This is a genomic window from Lysobacterales bacterium (assembly GCA_016721845.1).
GTDB lineage: Bacteria > Pseudomonadota > Gammaproteobacteria > Xanthomonadales > Ahniellaceae > JADKHK01.
Genome location: JADKHK010000003.1, coordinates 1 through 25,695 on the forward strand (window position 1 = coordinate 1; position 25,695 = coordinate 25,695).

The window sequence follows — 25,695 nt, forward strand, 5'->3', positions numbered from 1 at the left end:
GCCAGAAACAAGATGAACTTGTCGACTATGGGCTCTGGGTCACCACCGAAGAACCACTTCAGATTGAGCTTGGTTCGATCGCCCTCTGTATCCAATCCGACCAGGAATTGCGCAAGAAGCATTGAATGCACATGCCGGGCAACAATACGGTCGGAGCTCAGAGTGACAGTTGGCGCGGCGATCTTGGTGACGAACGGCCACGTAGAATTCCGGAAGACGCGCATTTCCCGTGGGTTTGCCTTGCACAGGGTGTAGGCGATCGCGCGCGATTCCCGGCGCCGGCCGGCACGGCCTGCTCGCTGCAGATAGTTGGCAGGATGAGGAGGCACGTTGTTCATCACGACCGCTGTGACACCGCCGATGTCGACACCCATTTCCATGGTCGTTGAGCAGTTCAATGCATTGATGCGGCCGGTCTTGAACATCGCCTCGTACATCTGGAGCCGATTGGCCTCTTGCTGCGCGGAATGTTCTGCCGTGCGGTAGTAATAGCCACCCTCGGTCGTGCGATCGCAAAGATCGGTCCAGAGACCGTCGCGTCGGAGCGTCGCCACTGTCGGATCTGCGGAGACAAGTCTGCGCACCACGGTGGCGACGGACTCTGCTTCCCCGACGGGGCAAAGCGTACGGTATTGGGCAGGGATACCAGGCTGCAGCGGTAGGCTTCGACGTCGAACTTTGACGGCAGGTAGGCGTTACGCCCCGCAGAGTCGTGTCGATCAATCGGCGGGTCACAGGACATAGCCATGCCCGAGTTGGCAGGGAAAACGTCAGGACATCGCGATCCAGTGCGTAGGTGCCTTCGGATGACACCAGAATCCTGGCGTTGACCAACGCAGTCAGGCCGCCTGCAACCACCCGTCAATCAAGTCAGCTTGGTCGCGTTGCTTTCGATCAAGATCTGCCGCACCTCCAGAATCTTGATCAGGCGTGAAGCTTGCCCGAGTTTTACATGGGGCCATTTCTTGACCGTGCTGCTTTCAAGCATCGGCCGTCGGCGGCATCAGCTTTTTCGGCATAAACCGTGAGCCCATCCAATCGCGCATCGCCGGTAGCACGCTAACGAACGAGTTCTCGCGCACGTGGGAAATCAGCGCAACTTTCAGGAAGTCTCGCCAATCGGCGACATCCAGTGGCCGCCGGTTACCAGCCGCATCAGCAGCAGTTCGCGATGTCCAACTGGCCGGCGCATGTTGAATATCCTCCCAGTCCGCGATATCCGACGCGGAGAAGCCCGAGTGTTTCAGTGCTGTTCTGATTCTTCGGGCGCCGGTAGAACTCTCTGGCTAGCAAGAGTTCGGACATCACCATACTTCCCGCATTGTCCGTGAAGAGCAGAGGGTTTGCGTGGCGGTTGTAGTCGGTAATCGATGTCAAATCCGAGGTGCCGGCTGAGCCTTTGTGCGACAGTCCGCCACTCAACTTCCTTACGAGGCGATGCGTCCCCGCCGGATCGAACGGCAAGTGCTTGTTGCTCAAGCATCAGAGCCTGTTCATTCATTCCAAGGTCGCGCAATGTCTGGAGCTGCCCGATCAAGCTCTTCGGGCGTCTTGTCAGCGCGTGTGAAATTGGCCTCCGAGCTCGCTTGTGCGTTTCGGACCAGCTCGAAAACCAATCCGCGAAGACGCGATCGCTCTGCTTCCTGCTGCATCCTCACCGCCAGTCGTGCTGTCCCTTGGCGGCTGTCAGTAAACGTGATCACGCGGCGACCACGGCCGGGCAGCTCTTCAGGCGATCGGCCATTCAACTCGGACTTCTCAGGATCTGGGCAGAACTCGAGCACCGTCGGCACGATGCCGGTCCAGATAGAACGGGGCGCCTAGGTGAACGCCGCGAAGGAAATCCATGCCGTTCCTGGATGTTGCGTCGCATTCCCAACAGGTCGCGTCGGCCTTCAAGCACATCGAGATCGAGAACGCACCGGGGTCGCTTGCGTGTCCGATGCGGTGGGTTTCGCGCGCAACCCGCTGTAACACATAGCCCTCGCCTGCTTGAGTCAGGGGCGCGAGACAGAGGGCGCTGCGGGAGCTGTCCAACTCAGCTGCGGCTTCGCCATTTGCCTCTTCGCTGTCGGTCGCGACGTCCTCGATGATTGCAAATTCGTCGCCAGCATCGGGCGAGACTTGGCGAAGGACGCCACCTGCATCTTCCGCAAGCAAATGCGGCGCCTTACATCCATTGCAAAAGGCAAGCTCACAGACCGGCGCGCCGCACTCGCACGATCCGCGCTGCGTCGCATAAACATTGCCGAACGCCCATGACCCCAAACTCGCTGGCTTTACCCGACAGTCGGGGTCAACACAGGACCACAGCCCCTGTAACACGCGTTGGAACAAATGGCCACGGACTTTCAGAAAATGATCGCCACCTGCCTTGTCGGCCGTTCCCGTCATCAAATCGATCCATGACAAGACCTCGAACTTGCGCTCCGCATCGGTCACGCCAACAAGTGAGGCAGAAACATGCGCGACGATTTCATCCAGGAGTGCCGGGGTTCCCCTGTCGACGATAAAGTCGCGAATAGAGCGGCCGAGGTAATTCTTCGAGAGTGCTTGGTATCGCGCCGACGACGCCTCGTTTCCGGGATCGATGGCCAGCAAGTGCTCGATTGACTCCTCGCCACCCGGTCTGCCTGCTGCTAGCGATGGGACTGCTCTATTACCGCCGACGACCACTACCTGGTGTTCCGGAACACCAGCTAATCCAGCGAGATACTTCGTCAACTTCTCTCTTGCATCGCCGTCAGCGATCGTCGCCGATGTCGCGACGAACCGAATCTCTTCTGGACGCTTGCCAAAAGCCTGCACGACCCGACGCAGCAACAGTGAAAGCTCCGCGGCCTGCGATCCGACATAGGTATGCGCTTCGTCAAGCACGATCCAGCGAAGAGACTTGGCCTCACGCGATGCCTCGATGATTGGGCTATCGATCTGCCGGATCATCATGTATTCGAGCATCGTCGCGTTGGTCATCAGGATCGGCGCTGGCTCCCGGCGGAGCAGTTCTCGCGACAAGATCTCGTTCGGCCGATTGCTCTGGTCCTTCCTTACACTTTCGGCCCGGTCTTTCGTATTTCCGTTGTACAGGCAGAAACGAATGTCCCCATCAAAGGGTCGCGTCCAGGCGTCCAGGCGTTCTCGCTGAGAGTTGATCAGCGCGTTAAGGGGATACAGAAACAACGCCCGGACGCCTACCAGTTTGCCCGTCTGCTCTCGGTCACTTACAAGATCCTCGAGAATCGGAATCATGAAGCACTCAGTCTTACCTGAGCCGGTCCCGCTGGTGATCACAACCGACCGCGGCTCCTTTTCCAGCAGGGCACGCCAGGCCACCAACTGATGGCTGTACGGCTTCGTTTCTCTGTTGAATTGGTAAAGCCCTGAAGCCGAGAGCCCGTCAAGCAGACGCGTCGATAGCAGCCCACCTTCGAGATCGCTGAGCGGCTTGTCCTCCTGTTGCCAACCAAAGGTGTGCTCGAAAACCGGCGAGCCAAGCAGGCTGTCGCCCGTGCCGCCTGGTTCGTTCGCAAGCAGTTGACGAACATGATCTCGCAACTCGGAGTGGCGGATGCCGAGCAGACCCATTGTTGATTCTCGGGATCGCTGCAACGACTGCGAGATCAAACTGTGAAAGTAGGACATGACACCCCTGGATCAGTTGCTTCTGGCGAGATGACAGGTCATCAGCGCGTGAACAGGCGCGAACCACCTGATTCGGTCAAAATTCGCGACATAGCGTACGGCGTGTTTGAGAAATGCTGGCGAAACACCTGGCAGTTCAAGCGAAGTGCGGCCGGCAGTCACATATGCGAGGAACATCGGCACGTACGTCACCGCACTCACGTGGTTCTGTACCGCAAGCTCCTTTACTGAAGCGGGCAGTTCAGTTGAATCCACCCATCGCCGCAGTTCGGCGCCACATTGTGTGGGCCAGCGGTCGTCCAGATGGTGGTCACGTCGAAGATCGTCATGCCAGTGCTTTAGGACAAGCAGCGGCGAAGCATTGGGTAAAGTGCCCCCTGGAGGTAGTCGCCAAGGTGCAGAAGCCCCGGCCAGAGCGCCTTGATTTTTCGATCAGCGTTTTCTGTGAGCTGCTTGACCAGTAACGGCGGCAGGTCAATTTCGGTTAGCCACCGGGTATAGGCCGTTACTGCATCTCGCCAGTGACCAATAGGGGATGGCCTCCCAGACCACAGCCAACTCGGTTTGAATGCGCAAACAAAGATCCAGGGCAGATCTGCTCGAAGCACCGCGAGCGCGAGGCAGCGCGCATCGCCGGCGACTGCCTTCCAGAACTCGAAAACCGAAAGCGGTAGATGCGAATAACCGTCCTTTAGCTTTCGCAGATAGTCCCACCCGGGGTGATTGACATCGGACCCCATTTCGGAAATTTGCTCGGCGATCAACGTAGGACGATTGACCGGATGAAATTGTCGGATCGCTTCGCCAAGTGGCCCGACTTCGTCGATGGTCCGACGTTCTGGATTTCCACGAATGAACAACGGACGAAACCGATTCGCGATTCACGGGAGCGAAGACAATCCAAGGCCCATCGTTCTCAAGTTGCTTAGGAACACTATAAACACCCGTATCGAGTGAAAAGTCTTCCCGGAACTCTAGGGGAGACGCGTCGGGAGTAGGTATGCACATTGCCGCAACAGCAACGTCGCTTTCCCGCGTCACGTGATCGGTTTCAGAAACTATGATGTGCCCAACTTGCTGCGCAGGCATCGCCCGATACTTGTATCGAGCGACTTGAAATGCGACGTGCGGGATGCCCGATTCGATAGACAATCTCACCTGACCGTCCTGGTTCGGCGACGCGGCAAACAGTGACGCGATATCCTCGGCATAGCTGTTGAGGCGGAGCCGAACTGGCTCGTCGGCGACACGAATATTGGAATACTGCGTGGGCGTAGCACCCTTTTCGCCAATCAAAGTGAGGACGACACGAAACGTTGTCGCGCTGTCGGTACCCCCAAATAGCAGCGCTCCATTCCAGGTAGATGGCCAGCGGTGTCACACAAGCGATACTGCACAGCACCGCAGACTAACCCCCCGCTAAGCGCACGACGTTGTCCGTTGACGACATGTTGAACATCTTGCGCGGCACGGCTACCAGAGTCATCACGCAAGATGCGCGGCCATCCAAGATACGTCTGTTCAGGCCGCGTCGCCGTCAAAGAGACGGTTCCGGAAAGTCTGTATTGGCAGGAATCGACTTCAGAAAATCCAATCCTGACGCGCTCTTCATTTGCGGTGAAGGTCACATTTGAGCTGACCTCAATCCATGAAGCACTCTCGTCAGTCGCAACAACCTCGCCATGTCCGGATTCGATGGCCCAATCTGCTGGCAACCGAACTCGCACGCGTTCCGAGCGGGTATTGCAAGAGTCCGACGCGAGGTACGACCAGACGCCCTCACCGCCGAGCTCAAAAGTGACGGGAGACTCTGAGCCGACAATTGCCGAACCAGTGAGGGAAATGGCAAGGACTGTCGCACCTGCGTCAAGCACTCTGAGGCTGAGCGAGAGACTCACATCGCTTCGGCGCACCTCGATTCGCGCCTTAGGACTCTTGAAGCGAACCTGGCCATCGACGCACTCGGCATACACAACGCCAACCTGTTGAACAAGGCGTTCGCTTTCAAAACAGGTGAGTTCGAGCCGAGTACTCGATAGGCCAAGTGCAGGGATGGGAAAGGAAATTTGCCGTTGAATTTCGATGATTGAAACGACTTCACGAAGACTGGTTGCATCTCCCGTCAAGCGATGTGCGCAGGTGCTTGGCCGATCAAGCAGTCTTCGTTCCTGGTCGCGCCTTCCGCGGTCGGCTTCACGCAGCCATTCACTGATGACTTGACCCGCATTGGCGTCGTCAAGTGGGATTGGAAAATCGCTGCGCCATGTCTGCATCTCCTTATCAAGCGTTTCGAGCGGATCCGCGCCCTCGCGGAGCCGACAGTGTTCGACGATCGCAATTAACTTTGCCCGACGATGCCCGCAAGAAGTAAGCACACTTCCTCGGACCGAAACGAACGAGGAAATATTCTTGAAACTCTGTCATCCGACCGGCAACCGACCGGTTGCTTTCATTGTCTTCATAGAAGTGGAGAATGCCACTTCTTACCGCGCGGCCGAATCCATGAACCGGCGATCTCAATAGGGCCCAAGGTAGGCCGCCCTCTGCGAACAAGGAACCCAGATAGTCATTTCCTCGTTCGTATCGACGAACCGGCCGCTTCCAATACTTCAGTCCGGCGAGGGTGATCTCGCCCTTGTCGGTCGGCAAAATCTCGAGCCCGAGTGGCCGATCGAATTGTTCCCAAGTCCAGCCTTGCTCCGGATCGTGATTGCGTCGATAGGACTCCGCAATGTAGATCGCGTAGCAACCAGCCCAGTGTTTAAAGGATCCAGGATTTCGCCAGTTTCTTCCTTCAGTCCGCAAGACTACTTTGAGTTCCGCGAATTCTTCTTCCGAAACACGATACGCATACAGCGCTCCTCCCGAAGGTTCTCTGATTCTCCGATCAAAGAAGAACTGCGCAAGCCAAAGTGTTGCTTGGGACACCATGACACCCTCCCTCAAGCACGAACTTCTCTGTGCTCTATTCGACCCAATGAGATCCGTGAACAGAAAGCTTGGACTCTCCGAAGGCAATTTGATGTGAGCTATGCGGCCACGTTTGCTTCCGGACTGACTTGCGGTCGATAGTAGTTCGCTTCCGCTTTGTCAGGCGAGACGTTCAAGACCGACTCCGGCAGCCGGTGGCCGCCCTCCCTGGCGACATCGTGCCGTTGGTGCTGATCCTTATGCTCGACGCGCACACGCTCGACTATGGCGCGATCGAGAATCCGGTTCTGCCTCACGCCTGATTGGTCTGCGTTTGCGCAATCGCTCTGTCCATCACGACGACATGATGGTGGCCGCAGTCTTTTGCGCTGTCGTCAGATCGATCGGAGTTGCAAGCAAGCGCGGCTCCATCTGGATCATGCGCTTGAGGCCAGCCAATTCCGACGCCGGGCGGTTACTGGCGATGGCCAGTGCCTCGACCAACGCAAGCCATTCGCTGGGTCCCGATGCGTGCCCGCTGATCGCGTGAAGGATCGTCTGATGCGCGCCGCGTACACGCTTCCAGCGCAGGATCGCCGCAGAAACTGCATCGTAGACATCGCCGCCTGCCTTCACGATCGCATCCAATTCAGCGAACAACCATTGCAGGAACGCTGCGAACTCCTGCGCGCTCCACTTCACTGCGGATGGTTTCGATTTTCTGCGCAGGAAACTCGAGACATCGAGGTAGTCCTCCAAAGCAAGCGGCTTCAATGCACGAGACGCGCGCGCTTGTGGCGCGCGCCGCAATCGGGCGCAGGCGCTGAACGATCCGAGTTCGCAGGCGTCCGCAACCATTCCGCCCCAGCCCGCCGCCATCATCTGCGGTACCCGAACGACCTCCGGTGTATCGCCGGCCTTGTCGCTTTCGGCACGCACCGCACCAGGGATCGCCGAGGTGACATCGGTGAGCAGTTGGTAGTCGAGCGCGATCTGGACACGTTCGCCGCCGCGGCTCTCAGCAAACCGATGCGACGCGGCCATGCGCGACAGGGTCGACACCGAGGCTTCGGCGTTGCCATGACGGATCGGCAGCGAAACGCGTCCCGGTTGGCCAGCCTGCCACTGCACGTCGACTGCGCCTTCGACCTTCTGGTCGAATCGGGCGAAGATGCGGATCGTGTCGCCGGAGTAGAACTGCTGCGGCACATGCGTCCACGTCGGCGTGCCCGGCCACTGGATGCCGATGATCTTGCCGGCGCCCTTGCGCACGCGCTGGAAGTGGCGCACGACACGCGTGGCCATGTCCTCGTTCGGATGCACGATTTCGGCCGCGCCACCGGTCGCCTTGGCGAAGGCCTGGAAGACGTCGACGCCACCTGCGAGTCCGACGCCGACCACGAAGATGCGGATGCCGGACGCGCGGCAGCGTGCCGTCAGCGCGTCGATCTGCGTGGAATGAATGGCGCCGTCGGTGATCAGGAAGATGATGCGCGTGCGCTCATCCTTGCGATTCGTCCGCTCAAGAATCGTCGCGGCGGCCTGCAGGGCCGGGACGGTTTCGGTGCCACCCAGATTTGCGTCGGTAGCGGTGATGTATTGCTCGAGCAGGCTGCGTGTATCGCGCGTCAGTTCGCGCATCGCGCCGAATGCGGCGGCGTGGCTGGATCCAAAACGAATCAGTTCGACGCGGTCGGTCTCTTGCAGTCCGGCGACAATCTGCTTCATGGCGCTGCGCGCTTGCGCAATCGACGTGCCGCCCATCGATCCGCTGCAGTCGACGACCAGTGCGACGTCCAGCTGTTCGTCCGTGCCCTCGAAATCCGCCGCGATCGCGACCGACACGATGTCGCCGTCGTGATCCCGGTCGGCGACGGCGCTGCAACGATCGACGTCGTCGAAACGCGCATCGAGCAGGAAGTCGCGATCCATCCACGCGGACTTCAGTGTGAGCACCGTCGCGTCGCCATTCTGGCCCATCACCAACAGATGCGAGGGCGATGCGAGTTGCGACTTCGCGAGCAGACCGCGCACGCGCACCTCGGCCGCGAACTGGTATTGCGCGAGCAGGTCGGTGACTGGTTGGTCGCGCGGCGACATGTCGGGCGTGCCATAACGGGGTGCGATGGCCGTCGGCATGCGAAAGCGGACGTCGTTGCCGTTGAACGCCAGCCACTCGGCGAACTTCAGGCGCACCGAGATGGTCTCGCCGGGACGCAGGTTGCCGATGTTCGCGGTGAGCATGCCGTCGTGGGTGCGTTCGACCAGGATCGCGCTGTCACCTGCGGCGATGGCTTCTTCGTATTCGCGGTTCGCCTGCTGTTTCTCGACGACGCGACCTTCAAGTTCGCGTTCACCCAGCGTCGCTGACAAGCCGAGGAACACGGCGTCGACCGGAATCGGGAACGTAAACACAGCTTCGATATCGGTAGAAGACGCATTGCGAAAGCGCTGCGTCAGTGTGTATGCGGCGAGCAGATCGTCGATCGCGACGTCGATGCGGGCGCCTTCCAGCGGGGACAAGCCGGGACCCACGAGAATCTGGGTGTGCGCGGCGACGGACGGAGATGCAACAGCCATGGGCCTACTCCTTGCGTTTCGGGGACGGACCAACGGCTTTGTCGGTCGCGTCGAGGATGCTGCGGATCAACTGCCGCAGTTCAGCTTGGTCGAGTTCGATCTCATCGGGCGAGATGACCAGTTCGATGCCGGCGCGCAGGTGCACATGCGTGCGCACGGCGATTGTCCCGGGCTCGGGCGCGAGCTTCGGCGGTGCGGCGTCGGAGGAGAGAAGTCGCGCGATGCGTTCCAGCGACAGCCCGTCTTCGGACCAGCGGCGAATGCGCAGCAACTGCTCGACATGCTTCGTCGAGTAGTACGCGCCGCGTTTCTCCCCGAACGGTCGATCCACCAGCTCACGCTGGATGTAATAGCGGATCGTCCGCGCCGGCACGCCGGTCGCGGCCTCGAGTTCGAACAGGGTGTATTGGGTGTCGTCCATGGGCTGGCTTTATACGCCAGCATTAACGACAGTGCAAGTGTCTATTAAAATCGCTTCTGCTCGAAGTGATGTCGCCAGCCGGACAAAGGCATTTTCGTATGCGTAGTCGTGTGTGGATGCACGACGCTGTAGCCAAAGTCCCTTGAGGGCGCAATGAATCGATCCACTCTCCGATCAATACCCAAAATAAACTTGCTTTTGCAAGCGGGAGATGTAATTTAATTTGGTATGGCAAAGCGAACCCCTCCCACCCATCCCCGCATGCAGCGCCAGATCGAAGCGCTGGGGCAGCGCCTGCGCGCCGCCCGGATGCGCCGCTCAATGACGCAACAAGTGTTGGCGGAACGCGTCGGGGTCAGCGTCCCGACGATGGCCAAATTGGAGAGCGGCGATCCGTCGACCAGTCTGGCGACCGTGCTGCGCGCGCTGACCGTGCTGGGTCTGGCTGGTGACATTGATTTGGTCGCTGCGCAGGATGTTTTGGGTCGCGAATTACAGGACAACGCACTTCGGCGCACCAACGCCCGACCGCGGACGCCGAAGTCGTGAATCGTCTGGACGTTTGGATCGATGACGCATCCCTCGGTGGCTCGGCCCTGATCGGCCGCCTGACGAAGACGGCGAACAGGACCGGCGACACGATCAGCTTCGAATACGACGCCGGTTGGCTGGCGGGTGCCGGCCCGGTGGCGGCGTTCCCGCTGGATCACGCGCTCCACTTGGGCGCCGGGCCGCATTATGCGAAAGCAGGTGCCAGCGCGCTGTCGGGCATCTTCCAGGATGGTGCGCCGGATCGTTGGGGCCAACGCCTGATGGATCGTCGTGAGGCGATCGAGGCGCGCGAAGCCGGGCGCAAGGTGCGCAACCTGCGCGCACGGGTTATCTGGTCGGCGTCCATGACGCGTCCCGCATGGGCGCGCTGCGTCTCGTGGATGCGCAGTCCAATCATTACGTGGACGATCGCCCGCTCAGCGTCCCGCCGACCACCGAGCTGCGCCAGCTTGAAGCGATCGCCGCTCACATCGAGCGCGGCGACGCCGATCTGTCCGGCTGAGATGGTCCGCTGGATCAAGCAGATCGTGGCGCCCGGCGCGTCACTCGGCGGCGCACGACCGAAAGCCAGCTTCCGTGATCCATCGGGACAGCTGTGGCTCGCCAAGTTTCCTTCCCTGGATGACCGAATCGACGTGGGCCTGTGGGAGTACCTCACCTACCAACTCTCACGCGACGCCGGCATCGACATGCCCGAGGCAAAGCTGATGCAACTCTCGGATCGTGGCCACACATACGCGGTGCAGCGTTTCGATCGCACCCCGACGTCGCGCCGCATGTTCTCGTCGGCTGACGCGACTGGACGTCGCCGAGAGCGAGGCTGCAGTTACCTGGACCTCGTGCGGGCCATCGAGACCAGCGGCACCTCGACGCAAATTGCGCGCGAACTTGAACAGCTGTTCCGGCGCGTCCTCTTCAACATCCTGATCGGCAACCGCGACGATCATCTGCGCAATCACGGCTTCCTGCGTGTGGGCGACGGCTGGCAGCTGTCGCCGGCGTTCGACGTCAACCCGAACCGGACAAGGATCATCACGTGCTCGCCATCGACGATCGGGACACATCGCCCGATTCGCGCCTGCTGCTGACCACCGCCGACTACTACCGCATCCCCAAGAAGTCCGTGGACATGGTGGCGGGGCAGGTGTGCACAGCGGTGCGTGGCTGGGAGAAACGCGCACGCGCGCTGGGCGCACCTTTGGGCGAAATTGCATTGATGCAGACGGTTATCGATCCGGACCGGTAAGTCTCGCCGGTCCAAGTTGACACGTGGCTGCGCCACGGTCGGAAATCGGCCGCAGCAAACCATCGAAGTGGCGATGCGCCCAGGGGACACACGATAGGCCCAAGATGGGCAAGCGGCTGGCTAGGCAACACCTTTGAATTGGGCGGCGCCGTGCATGTTCGCCAAGTCCGCGCGGCATTTAAGAACAGGGATCGCAATTCAAGCGAATTGCACGGTCGAGTGGGAGCACAGCCATGTAATGACGAAGCTGCTTGATGTCATGAGGCGTCGGAGCGTGTTGCTTGCATTCCACGATGACGGCTCGTCCCTCCCTATCTATCAGGAGCACGTCGAGGCGAGTTTTGTCTTTGAACACACGCTCTCTGATTTTCGAGTTTGGATGGGGAAGAAGTCCGTCCTCGAGTCGGTTCGGGTAGTTCGCTATGAAATCTGACAACGCGCTCTCGTATCGAAAGCTGCCGAGAAGGTTGACCCAGTTCGACTGGTCATTCATTTGTCCTTTCACGTCGTCTAACGACATTGACTTGACGCGCGACACTGTTGGTCGAAGCTCGCCATTTGAAAGGGTTTTCCCTGTGGGTAGCTGGACTACCAAGTCTGCGTTATCAGGGCCAACGGTGAGATCCCAGCGAACGAGAATGCGCCGACCCATTTCGCCATCAGGAAGGCCAGGCCCCTTCGGCACAATGGCGCCCAATGTTCATCCCGACTTCGCCCAGCCGTAATTTTGCCCCAGTCGGCCAATTCGGTGTCCACGCAACCCAACAACCACGGGAGTCGCCAAGCTGCATCGCCTTCAGGGCATTGCGCGCGGCACTCCACCCTTTCCGCCTTCGGACTTTCATCCAGCTTGTAGCCCCAGTCCGCAGCCCAGCCATTGGCAACGCATTGATTTTTGTACCAACGTTGCCACATGCCGGGATATACGTCTTCTTGGCAAGCAACCTTCCATAGAATCGTCATGCTTCCTCTGTGATCAATAGATCGAAAGCGCAGCATCTTCGATCCTGACCGAGCAAATCGGCGCGATCAAGGCCGAAGGAGGCTTAAAGCGCGCGCTACTGTATTAGCTGGGCAACCTTCGCGCGGTGGCGCTCACCATCCCTAGCGGCGAGGATTGGGGGAAAGATGAGCTGGAAAGATGTACAGACATTGCGCAAGCAGGGGGACGTGCCGGCCGCGAAACGATTGGCCTACGAGCTTTTAGAAAAGGACCCCAAGGATTTTCGAGTTCGGTCCCAACTGGAGTGGGCAATCTACGACGGGATCAAGCCGACTCTGAAAAAGGCACAGCTCGCGATCAAGGAAGACAAGCGTCCACAGCAGGGAGACATTCGGAAGATCGATGAGGCATTGATCAGGTTCACCAAGATTCACCAGACGGCGAGGCATGGCGTGTTCCGTGCTGCTTAGTCAGCTCTGTCGAGTTGCGCCGGAATTTCCGAGTTCGCCGCGTTTGCGGAATGGGTGGGCGTAGGGGACCTACGCGAAGACTGGCAACCTCATGAGTTCGAGGGCGGCCAGTATCCTGCCCTCGTTGTTCTTGTCGCTCGAGCACTCGCGAAATGGGCCAAGGGACGCGCAGATGCAACCAAAGGAGCGTCTTGAGCAGGTGTTGAACTGGCTGGACGCGAGCCGGCCAGCGCATCGGGCGACGACCAGTTATGGCTGGAGTGGGACAGCGCCGGGATCCTTCGACGATTGGGGCGGCACGCGGAGGCCGCCAAAGTTCTATCGACAGTCATTAAGGCGAAACGCAACGAATTTTGGGTCTGGGCCGAAGCCGGAAGGCTGCATGTGCATGACGATCCAGATCTCGCGCTCGCATGCTTTTGTCGTGCACTCGAGTGCCCCACCGATGCGGAATTCGTAGTCAAGGTCCGTAGAGAGCTTGCAGAGCTCCTGGCGGAGCGATGTGAGTATGCTCAAGCCAGCATCGAGATAACCACCGCGGCCGCAGCGCGTGTAGCGCAAGGCTGGGGTCTGGGAAAGGAGCTTGAGGCCCTGATGGGCGAAAGCTGGTACGAGCAGGAACCGAAAGGTGCCGAGGAGCCGAAGCGATACTACGCGCAGCACTCTGGCGAGGCCCTGACTCTGTGCTTCGACCACGTGGAAACACGGCCGGCCAACTACCTCGGCTTGTTTGTGCCTCCGCCCAGTACCTCGAAGCCGGATCGAAAGCCGCGCCCAAAACCGCGCTTTGCGATCATGAACTCAGACGGCGAATCGCTGAGCATTCTCGGGCCGCACTCACGCAAGACGAAATGGAAACCAGGCGAGCCCCTGTCCTTGATAACAGGACGCATGAACAACCACCCGCACGAAGTGGTCATCCAGATCCTGCCGCGCGCTGACGGACAGAGCTGGGACCGAACGTTACCCGGCGTCGGGGTCGTGACTCGAGCCTTATCTTCCGCATCGTCAATGCACGTGTTTGCTGGAAAGGAAATCAGCGACATCACTGTCGACCGCGATGTCTGCCCTTCTGAGCCCATCGCCGTGGGGACGGAGTTCAGCTGCAGCTAACCCGCAATGGGATTAGTGGTCGGTACGAGGGCCATGCGGTTCAACCGGGGCCGTTCCCGGCAGGGGACGTGGAGTCAGGTGCAGGGGCGTTTGAAGCGGTCAAAGACGGCGCCTTTGCCTTCGTGGAGGATGCGTTCGTCTCGCCGCCGATCTTGAAGACCGTTTCACCGGACGTCGTAGAAGTCTCCGCGATCTGTATTTATTCCTGGAATGACAAGAAGAAAGAATTCAGCTGGCGCGCCATACGCATCGATGCTGTGACTTAGATTCTCTTGAGCGCCCGTCCAAAGGCATCAACAAGAGAATGATCGCCGGGTGGCTTTCCGACCCAGTTCGAACTCTTGATTCGGCCCCTACCGTCGCTGTAAATGGCCACCTGGGCCTGAGTCTTAGGGTTCGAAAGAGTGATGCGAAGATTCCAAGACTCCTCCACGACACTCATCACTTCCAATCCCTCGGCATTTACAGCTGCCCGAAACACTGGAAAGAACTCGTTGAAGACTTCCCTGGCGAACTTCCCCAGCGCGGGATCGGGCGCGTTGTCATGGAGAAACCGACGGCCAATAAGGGGGGAAAGACGTGCGGCGATCGCCACTCCAAAGGTCAGATCGAGGAATCGGATAACGCTACCCACCACGCCCCTCCGTTGTAGGAGATGTTCACTCTCGCTGAGCCCATCCGTCCGAAACGTGCACCGCTTCCTGGTACGCATGGTGATCAATGCCATCCACCTTGAAATCGGCGGATTCGCCCTGAGAGCTCAATTACCGCAGCGTCGAGGCGTTCGACAAGTCTTGCTTCTCGCATTCGTCACCATTCGGTCGAGGCACTTGAGCAGGATCTGCAGGCTCTTCGATGTCGCTCCAAGGAGTGAACCTCGGAGCACCAAGCAGGTGAAGCTTCCCCTTGGCGCGGGTGATCGCCGTGTAAATCCAGCGAAAGTACGCCTCACTGGACATGCTCATGCCGCCCATCCTGCAGCTTACGAACGCACTCTCCCACTCGCTACCTTGGGCCTTATGGCAGGTCAGGGCATATCCAAATTTGACTCGGAGGGCGTTGAAATAAGCGTCTGCCCGAAGCGCGTCCCGCAGCAACTTTCCATGCCTCGACAAGCCCGGGTTACGTATCCTGAAATCAATGTAAAGCGCCTTGCTTTCGTCCGGAACTCAGATTCGCTGATCGTTGTACGCAAGGGTTTCGATGATCTTCACTCTCGCGTAGTAAGCGGTTCCGCTCGAGTCGCGGTACCCGATCCGCATGTCACCGGAACGCAAGCTTGATGTCGATCTCGGTGACGGCCCGGTATCCGGGTTCTTTGACTTCAATCGGACGGTACGAATCTCGGGCTCCGAGCCAACCTCCGTGACATAGACAAGGTCACCGTTGTTGAGGGCGATCCCATCGAGAACGCAGTTGGTGACCACGACAAGCTTGTCACCCGCGTACGCGAAGCTATCGGGGAAAAGTCGACTTCGGACAAGTTCATTGAGCGACGCGACATCTGCGTTAGACCACGCGATGATCATTTACGTTGTCGCTGACCCTGCTCACTCGCTTCCAGTTATCTTGAAACAGGATCTGGTTGTCGCGCAGGGGTGAACGTCCGAACTTTCCTCGGGATGCAATCCGGCTGAAAATCTCGTAGTTGAACCCCTGACGTCGCTGGCAGAACGCAATATTCCACTGCCCGATTCTTGCCGAACTACTTGCGTGAGTTCATAGCTGGGCGGCTGATGGACGCCAAACGTCTTGCTGAGGTAACTTGGATTGAGGGCCGGGGAAAATGGCATGCCTATTGGCGGCAGCTGCGCGGGGTCACCAATGAATATCAGCTTCTTGTCGTGATCGTTGTGGTCCAGGTTGATGTACTTGAACAGATCACTTAGTAGCCGCCCGGTTCCAAACCGGAAGAACTCTCCTTCCGAATAGACGTCGGACACCATCGATGACTCGTCCACGATGTACACCGTATTGTCGGCATCCTCGTTGACTCTCAACTCTGCATAGAACTTGTAAGTCTCAGACCCGTCCAGGCCTTCGACCTTGTACTCCTTGACATCGTTTGTTGAGTAGATCTTCTTGTGGATGGTCGTGGCCACCCGGCCTGACTTCTGCGTCAGGACCCTTGCAGCCTTTCCAGTCGGCGCGGCGAGAACGCATTTTCGTCCCGTTGCGGAAAGGAAGTTGGACATCCACTTCCCGCGGCGAACGTCGCTCCGGTTCCGGCATAACCGTTCATCAGGAAAACGCCGCCTCGAATCCTCAGAAGGCCTGAAGCTCTGCAACGAGATCGGATTGGTCAGCTGTCAGCTGATCGTCAAGAAAGCATCTGCCAGGGTTATGTGTGGTGTCCACTCCGCACTTGTCTGCCTAGCGGCCTCGTGCGCACGAATTGCAAGCGCGTCATAGTCAACTTGCTTGGCCTGGTTCAGAGCAGCAGTCTCGCGGAGGCGCGCATCAAAGCTTGCCTTGAGCCGATCAACTTCCCGGCTCTGCTCCTCGGCGAGGGCGAAGGACGCGTCGGCATCCCGACTTCGCTCTTCGAGGAGGCACCGGGCCTTTTCTTCCTCTTCCCTGAGAGATTCGATGAGCGCGGTGTTGACGGCGCTAGATTCCCGCTCTTTGTCCAGCAGAGCTTTCAGGCGGTCAATTTCAATCCTGAGCGTGCGTTCCTCGTCGTGCCAGTCGCGCGAGGCGATGGGCGGGCCAGGCGGAAGTCGGGCCGGGGTTTCCGAAGTGCTCGGTGGTACCAGATACGGAAACTCTCGTGCCGGAGCGGAGCGCATCGACAACGTCACTTCAGAAAACTCTGCTTAGCTCATGCGCCGCATCGTTGCCCTTCACCCGCAAGTGGTGAAGCAGACGGACGACCTTGGTGTCCATCTGGATTCGAGGAGCGACCGCCGCGATAAGGTCGGCGAAAATCATTTCTCGACCGGACGTGAGCCCGACCTGTGCTGCAAGGGACCTGACCAAGTGTTCCGCCAGTTGGCGGAGCTTAACGAGGGTCGAGTTTGGGTCCTTTGAGAACGTATTCTCCGGCGAGGCGGCGATTTCCAGTAGAGGGGGATCGTGCCCGACGAGTAACCCCAGTTCGGCGAGAAGGTCTTCCCCATCTGTCGTTCCACAGGTCATGGCTTGGGTCCCCGGTACGGAGAGTGTAGTCCCCTCGCAATGTCTTTTAGCGACTGGTCTGACCTGCCGGCTCTCATCGGCATGTGTCAGCCAGCGCCTCAAAAATCTACGCCTCATATGCGCCTCCGTACAAGGTCGGCTTGAACCCTGTTCGGCGAGCTTCTGAACACCCGCGGTGGTCCGCCAACGAATCAAACCGGGCGGTCGATATCGGAACGACGATCAATCTTGCGCCGCGCACTTACGTCACCGACACGCCGGCCCAGAATTTTCCTCTCATCATGTCCGTGTGCCTACATCGCGCTTCGCTCCGCCGCTGCCTGCAATCGCTCAAGCACTTCGCGAGTCCGGTCTGCGTCCAAATGAGCGTCGTCGGGGATGTAGCGCCGCACTTGCATCTCGCCCACGATGCCGGCGAAGTCGGCTGCACGGCACATAACCAGGCGGCGGACAGCGTTGACGTGTTCGAGGCGCGAATCGCGCTGGGTCTGATGGGCGATCCATTGCCAGAACGCGTCCGTCAGTTGGTGCGGGCGCAGCCGGTATTCGGGCTGGTTCGGCGTCTGTGTTCCTGGCGCAATGCGTGCCGAAATCGCCAGCAAGAGGTGGCGGCAGCGCGCAGCTAATTCGGCACGCTCGACGGGAATGCGCGTACGAACCTCGGCAAGGTCTCTCGTGGTCTTCTGCGCAACGGTGTAGAGCGCGTCGAGCGCGAGGTCGTTGTACGGATTGGGGAGGCGAGGCTTCATCGGCGCGACGGTATCGCCGTCGAGTCTCAGCGGTTGGGCAATACCCCACCTTTTCGCCCACGAGCTAGATCCGATCTTTCGGCTGCTCACGCGCTGAGACAAAGCCATGCATCCTTGGCGCATGGCGACTTCCTACAACACGTGGACCCTGCGCATTGAAGGCACCGCCTACGCCTTGTCGATGCGACGCATTTACGAGCACGTGGTGTACCGGCAGGTTTGGCCGTTCCCGGCCGACATCGACGGCACACGGGATCCGACTGCCGTCATCGACGTGGTGCGCTTAGAACTCGGTCAGGAATATCTGGCCGGCTTCACGCTCGCAGAGTTGCAGGGCGAAGACTCGCCGGACGTGATGCGTCGATCGCTGACCGAATGTCTTGCGAAGACTCCGACACTTCAGACGTGGATCGACGGCGTCCGTGGCCGGCTCCAAGAACGACGGGCGCGGCGCGGTTTGCGCAACCGGCCGGAGCGTTTTCTGCCGACCGATACGGATGCGCCGTTCCGGTTGCTCAGCCTGCGTTCGGCATTGCTCGACTGGTTGCACGCGCACCGCAACGACGTGATGCCGCCCGCGCAGTGGGCGGGTCGTCTGCGCAACCTGCCTGGCCTGCGCCGAGATGAAGTCGAGTGGCTACGGCTCGACGATCTCCTAGCGGCTTTCCCAAAGAGCGCACGAATCCGTGGCAACGAGCTGCTCGCGGGAATCGATGCGCGATCGTTACGGCTGAGCGTGATTCCAGTGACGGTGCAAGGTAACGCCCAGCTCGACCTGAGGCCGGTCGATTCCATCTATTGGCCGCGATTGCCGCGGGCGCGGTCGCGACGCCTGAAGCAGGTGGTCGAGGTCTTGCGCGATCCGTTCCTCGGCTATTCGATGGAACGTCGATGCTGGGACGACCTATTCGGCGCGATGGAGATCTGGATGATCTACGACCATCGCGGTGAACTGATCCGCACCCGCGCCGCGCCGCGCGGTCACTTCCTGAGCCGTGACCAGGCGCTCAAGGCAGCGCAACGCCATGCCGGCGAGATTTACCCGAAGCTGTCGACGATGGGACGTTGGTCACACCATCGTCTGACCGGCGGTGCGCGGTATCGCGAATGGCTGGTCACGTTGCCGTGGTTTGCAGCGAGCTACTTCACATCGCACTTCCCGCACCGGAACATCCTGCTGCATGTGCGCGGTGACCTGCGGGAGGGGTTGCAGGGTGAGCGCGTGCTGTTCCTTCAGGAAATCCAGAGCGACTGGGCGCAAACGGCGCGCCGTAATCTCAAGGACGGCGACGCGTCGACACTGGTACCGCCCTGGCTCGACGAATGGCCAGCGTTGGCCCTCAAGTTGATGCTCATGCATGCCGTGGACCAGGGGTTCGAGGCGATCGCGTGGACCACCGGACGTGAGCAGGCAAAACGCTGGGACAAATTGGGCGAACGCGGCCTGCGCGAACTGTACGATCGCACGATTCCGCGAGAAGCCTCCCGACTTCTGAAGCCTTTGGGTGCCGCAGTCACGGACATCGCCTTTTACCGGCCGATGAACTTCGCCATCGAACCGACGGACGATGGCTATGTCGTTCTGGATGCGGGCGGCGAGGTGGCGGCCGAGTGCAAGCAGTGGAGCGAAGTCGCCGCCGCGATCCCCTGCGGCGCTGTCGAGGACGCGCTCACCATGCCCGGCATCCGCATCGATGCGGCGCTGAAGTCGGCGATCGCGAAGCATGGGCTACATGCATGGGGCAATGCCTTGGGTTGGTGATGGCCGGGCGCGGCACCGGTCGACGATGGGCCAGTCACGCCCCGGCGTTCCAACGATGAAGATCCGTTGGCGGCGCTCAGTTGCTTCAGAGTTCGCACGGAGGTCGCTTTCAATCCAATGCAAGAGTTCAGGCACCAAAGCCTTTTCGTTGCGTTCATCCCGCTGCCGCAGCCTCCGTCTGCGGCACCTCGGCAGCCTCTACCCGCAGGAACACGCAGGTCACGCCGCCATTGGTCACCACAACGCTGTATCGCAAATCGCAATTTGCAGCGGCGAATATCACTGGCAGTTGCTCGTTGCCGAAGCGGCTGGGCAGGAAGACGATGCGCTGGCCGGGCTTGCAGTGTGCGGGCGCTGCCATCTCCTGAGTCTCGCAATACTCGCCTTGATTGAGCGTCGATGGATCGTCCTGTGAAATCGGACTCACCGAGGCTGGGTTGTTGCAGCCAACGAGGTTCGAGAGGACAGCCGCGGTCACGATGACGTTGATGATTCGGCTCATGGCGTCAGTTGTCCTTCGCTTCGCTGGCCGCGGCCAGCGAACCATTGAGCACTTGTCCAACGTCGTCGATCTTGTGGCGCTTGAATGCGAGTTGGGCTTCCATGCTGAGGCCGCCATCTTCCTTGGGCTCGACCGCGAACCAGAGAATGCCGAGCTTGCGCTAGAAGGCGTTGAACCTCGCCCCGGAGTCCAGCGCGATCACATTGACCTCGCGCGCGCCGTCTTCTTTGGCGATGGCGATCGGGCCGAACTTGGTCTGAACCCACGTCAGCGCCCAGAAGTAGTGGGAGTAATTCGGCCGACCATCGGTTTCCCAGATCGAATCCCAAGATCGCCAGCCACTGCACTTGTTCACGAAATCGTTCTGCCGCACGCAACCGGTGCCCTGCCCGACCGACTTGCCGTCATCGGACAGAAACAGCCCGACAGTCTTGCCGGTCTCGATATGCAACAGCGCATAGTCCTGAGTGTCGTCGCGCTTGCCGAAGAGATGGCCCACGGACTTGCCGATCTCCTTGAACGAAACTTCTTCTTGCGGAATCCGCTCGATCAAAACGAATCCGGTTCCGGATACATCGCCGTTCTGGAGCGGGGCGACATTGAAACCGTCGGGGATCGCGAATGCTTTGGCGCCTTTGCCGATCGAATAGCGCGCGATGCTCTCCTTGCGGGTCACGATCAACCCGTCGCTGACAGGCACCACAGACTCACCGCCTGCGGTCTCGCCACTCACCGCACGAAAGTCGGCTCGATCACCGCGCAGGGCAATCCGGCCAATTAGGATCGGCTCGAGGTCGCTATTGATGTTGTGGTGCTTGACCAGCAGATCGCCATTGCCGATATCGACGAAGTAGGTCACACGTCCCGTCATCGGATCGGCACCAAACTGGTTCACCTTGCCGTCGATGTCGATGAAGACCTGCCCGTTCGCGAGGAAGCCATCGCCCTTGCGCTCGAAGCGGGTGAAACGGGTCGACGCCGTGGGCTCGGCTGCGAGCTGCGAAAAGCGTTGAATCCTGCGCCTGTGCCGGAGGCTGCGCGATCGGTCCTTGCATTGCGCCGGATCCCAGAGCACGGCGCATCCCCATCGCCTCGCCCATCATGCGAATCTGGGTATCGCCCATGTTCTTGATCATGGCGATCTCCTGCTCGGTGGTCATCGCCGGCATGTGGGCGTCTTCCCATTGCTCGCGCATGTCTTTCAGCGCGCGCTTCTCGTCCTTGGTCAGCGGCGGATCGATCGCGAGATCCTGGGCGGATACGGCAGATACGCCAAGCAGCGCGGCGAACAGTATTTTCTTCATCGACATTCCCAGGTAGTGGTTCCGTTGGTTGTGCCCGCACGCCCGGATCGCAGCGGTGCGATTTTCGGCGTCTCCGAGCAATCTGGTTTTTAGATATCCCAAAATCATATCTAGGTTGTGGCCGCCATTCGAGACCGGCGGCCATGTCAAAGACGCTTCATCGACCCGAAACCCAATTGCTGATCGAACTGCTGCGGGATTCCCGGGTGGCGGCCGACCTGACCCAAGCGCAGTTGTCGGAACAACTCGGGCGCGCGCAGTCCTTCGTCAGCGATGTCGAGCGCGGACAGCGCCGGCTCGATCTGGTGCAATTGCGGGATTGGTGCGCCGCCATCGGATCGACGCTGCCCAAGTTGGTTCGCGACTTCGAGCAACGCATCGAGGCCGCGGACAAACCCGCGAAGAGCATGCGTCGGCCACCTACTCGGCACCCCTGACGGGCGATTGCGGAGAATCCGAACGCCATTTGCACGTGGTCATTGCGCATCCGCGCCCCGCGATGCACGTCGGGCTCCGCGCATTCTCCACAACTCATCTGATCAAACGCGTTGACCACGCTACCGATCGCGAGCCGCTTCTTCCGAGCACCGTTGCGCCACTCACCGCCAAGCAGCGCCTGCATCGTCAGACCGACAGACTCATCTGCCTGCATGAGATCAGCGAAGGCCGAGGCCAGCCGGTTGTAGGCGATGCGTTCGTGCCCAAGCGCCTGCGCCTCGCGGGTCTCGGAACCGTCCTCATAGGCCCAAACCTTGCCGAGATCGTGGAGCAACGCCATCGCCACGCCAATGTCGCGCATCTCCGTGGACAGGTTCGCGGCCGAGGCCACCATCGTCGCGACCTCCAGTGTGTGCAGTGCGAGGCCACCGGCCTGCGCGTGGTGATCCCGCAATGATGCGGGGCAAGTCCAGAAGTGGGGGAATGCGCCGTCGAGTGTCAGCGCATGCTCGACAAGCGCCTGAGCGCGGACGAGCCGATCTGCGCGATCAGACCCAGAATCTGTTCAGCGACGCCGTAGATCGGACAAGTCTCGGGCGACACGATGGCGTCGAGCGACATGTGGTCCTCGTACTTGAACCCGAGTGCTGCATAGAGACAACGATCGCCTTCGGGGTCCAGTGAACCCAGGGTCACGAGTCCCGTCAGCACGCGCCCGTAGAGGGCGTCATAGGTATGGGTCGGCATCCAGCTGAGTGCATCGAATTCGCCATTCGCTGAATAGATGCGGATGCGCCAGCCGCCCTGGCTGTCGACGGAGGACAGCGGCTTGATGACGGCTGGAAACTGGTAGATCGACGCAGGAGGGGATTCGCGGACATCGATGCGCTCCTTGCAGGATTATCGGGAGTCGGCCATGGCGAGCAGTTTCTTCAGCTCGTTTGGCGAGGGACTTGAGCTTGATCAGCGCCTCGTCGGCCTTTGTCGGCTGCGCGGGTGGCGTGCTCGCACGATTGACCAGCCCGACGAAGGCCTGTCCGTCCTGACGCGTCAGGTTGGGTACGAAGCGTGAGTAGACGCGGAACAGCATTGACGTGTTGGCGTGTCCCAGCACCATCGCGATCCATTCCGACTCTCGCCAGAGGCCAGCATCAGCGTCGCCGCCGTATGGCGGGTCTGGTACGGCGGCGCTTCTCCAGCTCCAGAAAGCGCAACAGCGGATACCAGATGCGATTCGTGAAGTTGCGCCCGTCGATCGGGCCGCCAGTTCCGGTCGAAACACCCATGGGCATTCAGGATCTCGGTCCTGAACTGCGCGTCTATCGCAGCACGGACCATGGGCAGCATCGGAAGTCAGCGCTGCGAAGACTCGGTCTTGGTGCCTTCCTCGGCCTCGCCCTCGACGAGGGTTTCCCGAACGAGGATCAGGTTGCGCTCGAAGTCGATGTACTTCCACTTCAGACCGTTGATCTCTCCGGTGCGCATCCCGGTGAAGAATCGCGTGGTCATGTAGTTGCGGTAGTCGGCGCGAATCGTGTCCAGAATGCGCTGCACTTCATCCATCGAAAACGGATGCACGTCGCTCTTCTTCATCTTCAGCGGCTTGACCTTGCGGAACGCCGGCGTAAATTCGAACCGGTCGGCGGCCTCGTTGAGGATCTGACGCAGGAAGCACATGATCTTGTTGATGCGCCCCGGCGTCAGCGTTTCAGACTTGCGGCCCGGCAGCTTCGCCAGATGCGCGCGGAACGCTAGCACATCCGACTTTTGAATCGACGCGACCGGGCGTGAGCCGAACAGCGGCAGGATGTGCTTGTCGAGCACGTCGCGTACGCAGGCACGATGCGACCGCCGCCACTGTGGCGTCATTTCGGCGAACCAGACGTCACTGAATTCGGAGTGGCGGCGTCGCAGATGCAGGCAGCGCCGCAGTAATCGCCGTCGCCACCGCGTTCCGGGCAAGCTCATCATCACGCGCGAAAGCGATTGCGCGCGGACTACCCGGAAAGGTCGCCGCGTAGTCAAAGGACCCGCGTGAGATTTCCTTCTCGACGCGATTGAGCTGTGTCTGGACCTTCTTGCGATTCTCCGGGGTGTCGGCGAGCGCCGTCAGCTCGCGGCATCGCTTCCCACGAAAATAGAAGTCCAGAAACAGATTGCCGTTGTCCGGCCGCGCCCGCACCTTAGCCATGCGCGACGCTCCCGTTCGCCATCGGGATCGCGGGCGCGTGCCGGGCCGAGGCTTGGGAGATGTCGCGCTGGATGGTTTCCCAGATGAACAGCAACTTGCGCCCGCCAAACGGGCGGATGTAGTGCACGCCTTCCAGCAGCACCACATCCTTGAGGCGCGTCCGGATGGTGCGAGCGTCGTAGTGGATGCGCTCGGCCAACTGGTCAGTGGTCAGGTACGTTTCGCTCATTTGCGTGCTCCATTGCTTGCTATGATTGTCGAATGATCATTTGCGTGATCATTTGACGATAGTTGTAGCACGCTTCTGATGGTTGTCAACATCATTTGATAACTATTTTGATCTTTTGACGATCAGGACTGCAAAATGCTCCGGTTCAAAGTCTCGGAACGAATCGCCGACAAGGAGTTCAGGAGCGGCGTCGGATTACCGCCATAGAGATTTCGAGGCGATGGGCATCAATCGGATGACGCTGTCAAATTGATGAACAAGCACGGTGCAAACGTGCAGACGGGATGCCTCTTGAACGGCTGTGCCGCTATTTTGAGTGTCGAGTTGGGGACTATGTGAGCATGTCGCCGAGTAATTCAGCTGCTCAGCGCGACGAATGATCTGAAAGACGCAATGTTGGTAGTCGTTGCCGACATTCGAGATCGGATGTCCGTTCAACTGCCCTCTCCATACTTCCCCTTCGCGATTGCGTCGCAATGATCGCGGCGACCAGATCCGCCCCGTCCAGAGGTCCGTTATGAACCCAAGCATTCGGGATTCATCCGGCGCCTATTGCCCAGGTCAATCGACAAAATGTTTCCCGTGGGCTTGGTGGATAACCACGCCCACGACAGCTCTGCGTCTTCGGCGATGCCGATGACGATCCAGAGTCATATCAACTGGGAAACAAGGCGACAGACCATGAACGCGAATGATCGAAGAATTGCCGGATGCGGCAGAGCAAGTGCGAATCCAACCCTTGGAAGAGGTTCGACCCAGAGCTCGAACTTATGGTCGACCCGACTTCGGGGAAGCAGTCATGAGCGTGCGCCGCGACAAGCAGTTCGACTCGGTGTTCTGTTGTCCGCATTGCTTCGCATTGGCTGCCGTGAAGCGCACGCTCCCAAGCGAGGCGCTCGGCGTCCGCAGCTACACAGATGGTTTGGTCATCGGCCGTCGTTCATTGACACCCGCTCATCGCCCGCTGCGCCTCCTGCCACCACTTCTATTGGTGCGACGACGGCGATGCAGCATTTGCCTTGCGACGCTGTGAGCTGTCGGATGCCGAGTATGCGACCGAACTCGCGGGCGTAAACTGGATTGACGACCTGGCCGAGTCTGAAGTTTACGAAGCGCTTCGCATCGGGCCTGCGCGAAAACGTCGATGACGAAATGAGGCTCCGCCGCGAAGCCTTGCAGCGCCGTAACGACGCCTATCGCCATTCGGACCCGGACGAAATCGCCGAAGCCCCTTTCATGCTCGATGATTGCTGTGCGAATCTGCGCGCTCTCATCGACATCCTTGACGAGAAGGACTCGATGCAGGCTTTGCTGAAGTGCGAGGCGCTCCGCGAGCATTCCCAGTTCGAGTCTGCTCTGAAGTTGCTATGTCGCATTACCGACAAGAAGCTGGCCGCGCGTGTCGCGAAGCAGCAGGAACTTTGCCTTGCTCACGACTCTCGCGTTCGACAGTACCCCGTGGAGAAGCGTCGAGCGCGGAAGCGCGCGCAGCAGCCCGCTTAGTC

General features: G+C 59.8%; 29 protein-coding genes and 1 pseudogene. 12 read left to right on the forward strand and 18 right to left on the reverse strand.

The window, feature by feature from the left end:
* The 7 genes from IPP28_00295 to IPP28_00325 form a co-directional block, all read right to left on the reverse strand.
* Positions 1–656: helicase (locus tag IPP28_00295; GenBank protein MBL0039502.1), on the reverse strand; the 656-nt coding region annotated here is incomplete at its 3' end.
* A 1,102-nt stretch (positions 657–1,758) separates the two neighbouring features.
* Positions 1,759–3,585, reverse strand: a complete 1,827-nt coding sequence (locus tag IPP28_00300; GenBank protein MBL0039503.1) for a DEAD/DEAH box helicase — start codon at positions 3,583–3,585, stop codon at positions 1,759–1,761.
* Between the two features lie 395 nt (positions 3,586–3,980).
* On the reverse strand, positions 3,981–4,502 hold the full coding sequence (locus IPP28_00305) for a hypothetical protein (protein ID MBL0039504.1): 522 nt from the start codon (positions 4,500–4,502) through the stop codon (positions 3,981–3,983).
* A gap of 432 nt (positions 4,503–4,934) precedes the next feature.
* Entirely contained in the window at positions 4,935–5,915 is a 981-nt protein-coding gene (locus IPP28_00310) for a hypothetical protein (protein MBL0039505.1), read from the reverse strand.
* Positions 5,916–5,922: 7 nt separating this feature from the next.
* Positions 5,923–6,573, reverse strand: coding sequence for a hypothetical protein (locus tag IPP28_00315; protein ID MBL0039506.1), 651 nt, complete (start codon positions 6,571–6,573; stop codon positions 5,923–5,925).
* A gap of 333 nt (positions 6,574–6,906) precedes the next feature.
* Positions 6,907–9,132, reverse strand: coding sequence for a VWA domain-containing protein (locus IPP28_00320; protein ID MBL0039507.1), 2,226 nt, complete (start codon positions 9,130–9,132; stop codon positions 6,907–6,909).
* A 4-nt stretch (positions 9,133–9,136) separates the two neighbouring features.
* On the reverse strand, positions 9,137–9,553 hold the full coding sequence (locus tag IPP28_00325) for a MerR family transcriptional regulator (GenBank protein ID MBL0039508.1): 417 nt from the start codon (positions 9,551–9,553) through the stop codon (positions 9,137–9,139).
* A gap of 228 nt (positions 9,554–9,781) precedes the next feature.
* On the opposite strand from IPP28_00325, the gene IPP28_00330 reads away from it, so the two are divergent.
* The 7 genes from IPP28_00330 to IPP28_00360 all read left to right on the forward strand — a co-directional run bounded on the left by IPP28_00330 (position 9,782) and on the right by IPP28_00360 (position 14,143).
* The gene (locus IPP28_00330; GenBank protein ID MBL0039509.1) at positions 9,782–10,102 is read left to right on the forward strand and encodes a helix-turn-helix domain-containing protein; all 321 of its coding nucleotides are present in this window, start codon (positions 9,782–9,784) and stop codon (positions 10,100–10,102) included.
* The gene (locus IPP28_00335; protein ID MBL0039510.1) at positions 10,099–11,193 is read left to right on the forward strand and encodes a type II toxin-antitoxin system HipA family toxin; all 1,095 of its coding nucleotides are present in this window, start codon (positions 10,099–10,101) and stop codon (positions 11,191–11,193) included. The genes IPP28_00330 and IPP28_00335 overlap by 4 nt, the downstream gene beginning before the upstream one ends.
* The gene (locus tag IPP28_00340; GenBank protein MBL0039511.1) at positions 11,142–11,351 is read left to right on the forward strand and encodes a hypothetical protein; all 210 of its coding nucleotides are present in this window, start codon (positions 11,142–11,144) and stop codon (positions 11,349–11,351) included. The genes IPP28_00335 and IPP28_00340 overlap by 52 nt, the downstream gene beginning before the upstream one ends.
* Before the next feature lie 154 nt (positions 11,352–11,505).
* Positions 11,506–11,784: a hypothetical protein gene (locus tag IPP28_00345; protein ID MBL0039512.1), complete on the forward strand. Its 279-nt coding sequence runs from the start codon at positions 11,506–11,508 to the stop codon at positions 11,782–11,784.
* Between the two features lie 695 nt (positions 11,785–12,479).
* Positions 12,480–12,764, forward strand: coding sequence for a hypothetical protein (locus tag IPP28_00350; GenBank protein MBL0039513.1), 285 nt, complete (start codon positions 12,480–12,482; stop codon positions 12,762–12,764).
* 594 nt (positions 12,765–13,358) lie between these two features.
* Complete coding sequence (locus tag IPP28_00355) at positions 13,359–13,877, forward strand: hypothetical protein (GenBank protein ID MBL0039514.1); 519 nt, start codon at positions 13,359–13,361, stop codon at positions 13,875–13,877.
* Between the two features lie 68 nt (positions 13,878–13,945).
* Positions 13,946–14,143 carry a hypothetical protein gene (locus IPP28_00360; GenBank protein MBL0039515.1) on the forward strand — a complete coding sequence of 66 codons (198 nt, stop codon included), beginning with the start codon at positions 13,946–13,948 and terminating at the stop codon, positions 14,141–14,143.
* On the opposite strand, the gene IPP28_00365 is transcribed toward IPP28_00360, so the two are convergent.
* From IPP28_00365 to IPP28_00390, 6 genes are all read right to left on the reverse strand, one after another.
* Positions 14,140–14,511, reverse strand: a complete 372-nt coding sequence (locus tag IPP28_00365) for a hypothetical protein (protein MBL0039516.1) — start codon at positions 14,509–14,511, stop codon at positions 14,140–14,142. The two genes, IPP28_00360 and IPP28_00365, sit on opposite strands and share 4 nt — an antisense overlap.
* 130 nt (positions 14,512–14,641) lie before the next feature.
* Positions 14,642–14,974: an ATP-binding domain-containing protein gene (locus IPP28_00370; GenBank protein MBL0039517.1), complete on the reverse strand. Its 333-nt coding sequence runs from the start codon at positions 14,972–14,974 to the stop codon at positions 14,642–14,644.
* Between the two features lie 453 nt (positions 14,975–15,427).
* Entirely contained in the window at positions 15,428–16,072 is a 645-nt protein-coding gene (locus IPP28_00375; protein MBL0039518.1) for an AAA family ATPase, read from the reverse strand.
* Positions 16,073–16,186: 114 nt separating this feature from the next.
* Positions 16,187–16,672, reverse strand: a complete 486-nt coding sequence (locus IPP28_00380; GenBank protein MBL0039519.1) for a hypothetical protein — start codon at positions 16,670–16,672, stop codon at positions 16,187–16,189.
* Positions 16,673–16,679: 7 nt separating this feature from the next.
* Positions 16,680–17,015, reverse strand: a complete 336-nt coding sequence (locus tag IPP28_00385) for a DUF4145 domain-containing protein (GenBank protein MBL0039520.1) — start codon at positions 17,013–17,015, stop codon at positions 16,680–16,682.
* A gap of 293 nt (positions 17,016–17,308) precedes the next feature.
* Positions 17,309–17,887: a hypothetical protein gene (locus IPP28_00390; protein MBL0039521.1), complete on the reverse strand. Its 579-nt coding sequence runs from the start codon at positions 17,885–17,887 to the stop codon at positions 17,309–17,311.
* Between IPP28_00390 and IPP28_00395 the strand changes: the two genes are divergently transcribed.
* Complete coding sequence (locus IPP28_00395; GenBank protein MBL0039522.1) at positions 17,886–19,526, forward strand: hypothetical protein; 1,641 nt, start codon at positions 17,886–17,888, stop codon at positions 19,524–19,526. The genes IPP28_00390 and IPP28_00395 overlap by 2 nt on opposite strands.
* A gap of 154 nt (positions 19,527–19,680) precedes the next feature.
* On the opposite strand, the gene IPP28_00400 is transcribed toward IPP28_00395, so the two are convergent.
* Positions 19,681–20,028 (reverse strand): hypothetical protein, encoded by a 348-nt coding sequence (locus IPP28_00400; protein ID MBL0039523.1) that lies wholly within the window; start codon positions 20,026–20,028, stop codon positions 19,681–19,683.
* A gap of 160 nt (positions 20,029–20,188) precedes the next feature.
* A complete protein-coding gene (locus IPP28_00405; protein MBL0039524.1) occupies positions 20,189–21,103 on the reverse strand; it encodes a hypothetical protein in 915 nt (304 codons plus the stop codon).
* Between the two features lie 47 nt (positions 21,104–21,150).
* On the opposite strand from IPP28_00405, the gene IPP28_00410 reads away from it, so the two are divergent.
* Both IPP28_00410 and IPP28_00415 read left to right on the forward strand, forming a co-directional pair.
* Positions 21,151–21,348, forward strand: a complete 198-nt coding sequence (locus tag IPP28_00410; GenBank protein ID MBL0039525.1) for a hypothetical protein — start codon at positions 21,151–21,153, stop codon at positions 21,346–21,348.
* Between the two features lie 127 nt (positions 21,349–21,475).
* On the forward strand, positions 21,476–21,769 hold the full coding sequence (locus tag IPP28_00415; GenBank protein MBL0039526.1) for a helix-turn-helix transcriptional regulator: 294 nt from the start codon (positions 21,476–21,478) through the stop codon (positions 21,767–21,769).
* 499 nt (positions 21,770–22,268) lie between these two features.
* Here the strand turns inward: IPP28_00415 and IPP28_00420 are convergent, their stop codons facing one another.
* The 3 genes and pseudogenes from IPP28_00420 to IPP28_00430 all read right to left on the reverse strand — a co-directional run bounded on the left by IPP28_00420 (position 22,269) and on the right by IPP28_00430 (position 24,190).
* Positions 22,269–22,517, reverse strand: coding sequence for a hypothetical protein (locus IPP28_00420; GenBank protein ID MBL0039527.1), 249 nt, complete (start codon positions 22,515–22,517; stop codon positions 22,269–22,271).
* Positions 22,498–23,961: pseudogene (locus tag IPP28_00425) on the reverse strand (site-specific integrase). The gene IPP28_00420 and the pseudogene IPP28_00425 overlap by 20 nt, the downstream one beginning before the upstream one ends.
* Complete coding sequence (locus tag IPP28_00430) at positions 23,954–24,190, reverse strand: hypothetical protein (GenBank protein MBL0039528.1); 237 nt, start codon at positions 24,188–24,190, stop codon at positions 23,954–23,956. Before IPP28_00430 ends, IPP28_00425 begins: the two are co-directional and overlap by 8 nt.
* Before the next feature lie 799 nt (positions 24,191–24,989).
* Here IPP28_00430 and IPP28_00435 point away from each other — a divergent pair.
* Entirely contained in the window at positions 24,990–25,223 is a 234-nt protein-coding gene (locus IPP28_00435; protein ID MBL0039529.1) for a hypothetical protein, read from the forward strand.
* A gap of 47 nt (positions 25,224–25,270) precedes the next feature.
* The gene (locus tag IPP28_00440; protein MBL0039530.1) at positions 25,271–25,693 is read left to right on the forward strand and encodes a hypothetical protein; all 423 of its coding nucleotides are present in this window, start codon (positions 25,271–25,273) and stop codon (positions 25,691–25,693) included.
* The last annotated feature ends 2 nt before the right edge of the window (positions 25,694–25,695 follow it).

Bases quoted from the DNA above. Each gene is read 5' to 3' on its own strand.
- IPP28_00435 (MBL0039529.1), top strand. From the start codon at position 24,990: ATGAGCGTGCGCCGCGACAAGCAGTTCGACTCGGTGTTCTGTTGTCCG.
- IPP28_00410 (MBL0039525.1), top strand. From the start codon at position 21,151: ATGTTCTTGATCATGGCGATCTCCTGCTCGGTGGTCATCGCCGGCATG.
- IPP28_00345 (MBL0039512.1), top strand. From the start codon at position 11,506: ATGTTCGCCAAGTCCGCGCGGCATTTAAGAACAGGGATCGCAATTCAA.
- IPP28_00395 (MBL0039522.1), top strand. From the start codon at position 17,886: ATGGCGACTTCCTACAACACGTGGACCCTGCGCATTGAAGGCACCGCC.
- IPP28_00300 (MBL0039503.1), bottom strand. From the start codon at position 3,585: ATGGGTCTGCTCGGCATCCGCCACTCCGAGTTGCGAGATCATGTTCGT.
- IPP28_00350 (MBL0039513.1), top strand. From the start codon at position 12,480: ATGAGCTGGAAAGATGTACAGACATTGCGCAAGCAGGGGGACGTGCCG.
- IPP28_00325 (MBL0039508.1), bottom strand. From the start codon at position 9,553: ATGGACGACACCCAATACACCCTGTTCGAACTCGAGGCCGCGACCGGC.
- IPP28_00310 (MBL0039505.1), bottom strand. From the start codon at position 5,915: ATGCAGACATGGCGCAGCGATTTTCCAATCCCACTTGACGACGCCAAT.
- IPP28_00330 (MBL0039509.1), top strand. From the start codon at position 9,782: ATGGCAAAGCGAACCCCTCCCACCCATCCCCGCATGCAGCGCCAGATC.
- IPP28_00420 (MBL0039527.1), bottom strand. From the start codon at position 22,517: ATGCCGACCCATACCTATGACGCCCTCTACGGGCGCGTGCTGACGGGA.
- IPP28_00375 (MBL0039518.1), bottom strand. From the start codon at position 16,072: ATGTCCAACTTCCTTTCCGCAACGGGACGAAAATGCGTTCTCGCCGCG.
- IPP28_00355 (MBL0039514.1), top strand. From the start codon at position 13,359: ATGGGCGAAAGCTGGTACGAGCAGGAACCGAAAGGTGCCGAGGAGCCG.
- IPP28_00315 (MBL0039506.1), bottom strand. From the start codon at position 6,573: ATGGTGTCCCAAGCAACACTTTGGCTTGCGCAGTTCTTCTTTGATCGG.
- IPP28_00400 (MBL0039523.1), bottom strand. From the start codon at position 20,028: ATGAGCCGAATCATCAACGTCATCGTGACCGCGGCTGTCCTCTCGAAC.
- IPP28_00385 (MBL0039520.1), bottom strand. From the start codon at position 17,015: ATGACCTGTGGAACGACAGATGGGGAAGACCTTCTCGCCGAACTGGGG.
- IPP28_00390 (MBL0039521.1), bottom strand. From the start codon at position 17,887: ATGCGCCAAGGATGCATGGCTTTGTCTCAGCGCGTGAGCAGCCGAAAG.
- IPP28_00415 (MBL0039526.1), top strand. From the start codon at position 21,476: ATGTCAAAGACGCTTCATCGACCCGAAACCCAATTGCTGATCGAACTG.
- IPP28_00430 (MBL0039528.1), bottom strand. From the start codon at position 24,190: ATGAGCGAAACGTACCTGACCACTGACCAGTTGGCCGAGCGCATCCAC.
- IPP28_00320 (MBL0039507.1), bottom strand. From the start codon at position 9,132: ATGGCTGTTGCATCTCCGTCCGTCGCCGCGCACACCCAGATTCTCGTG.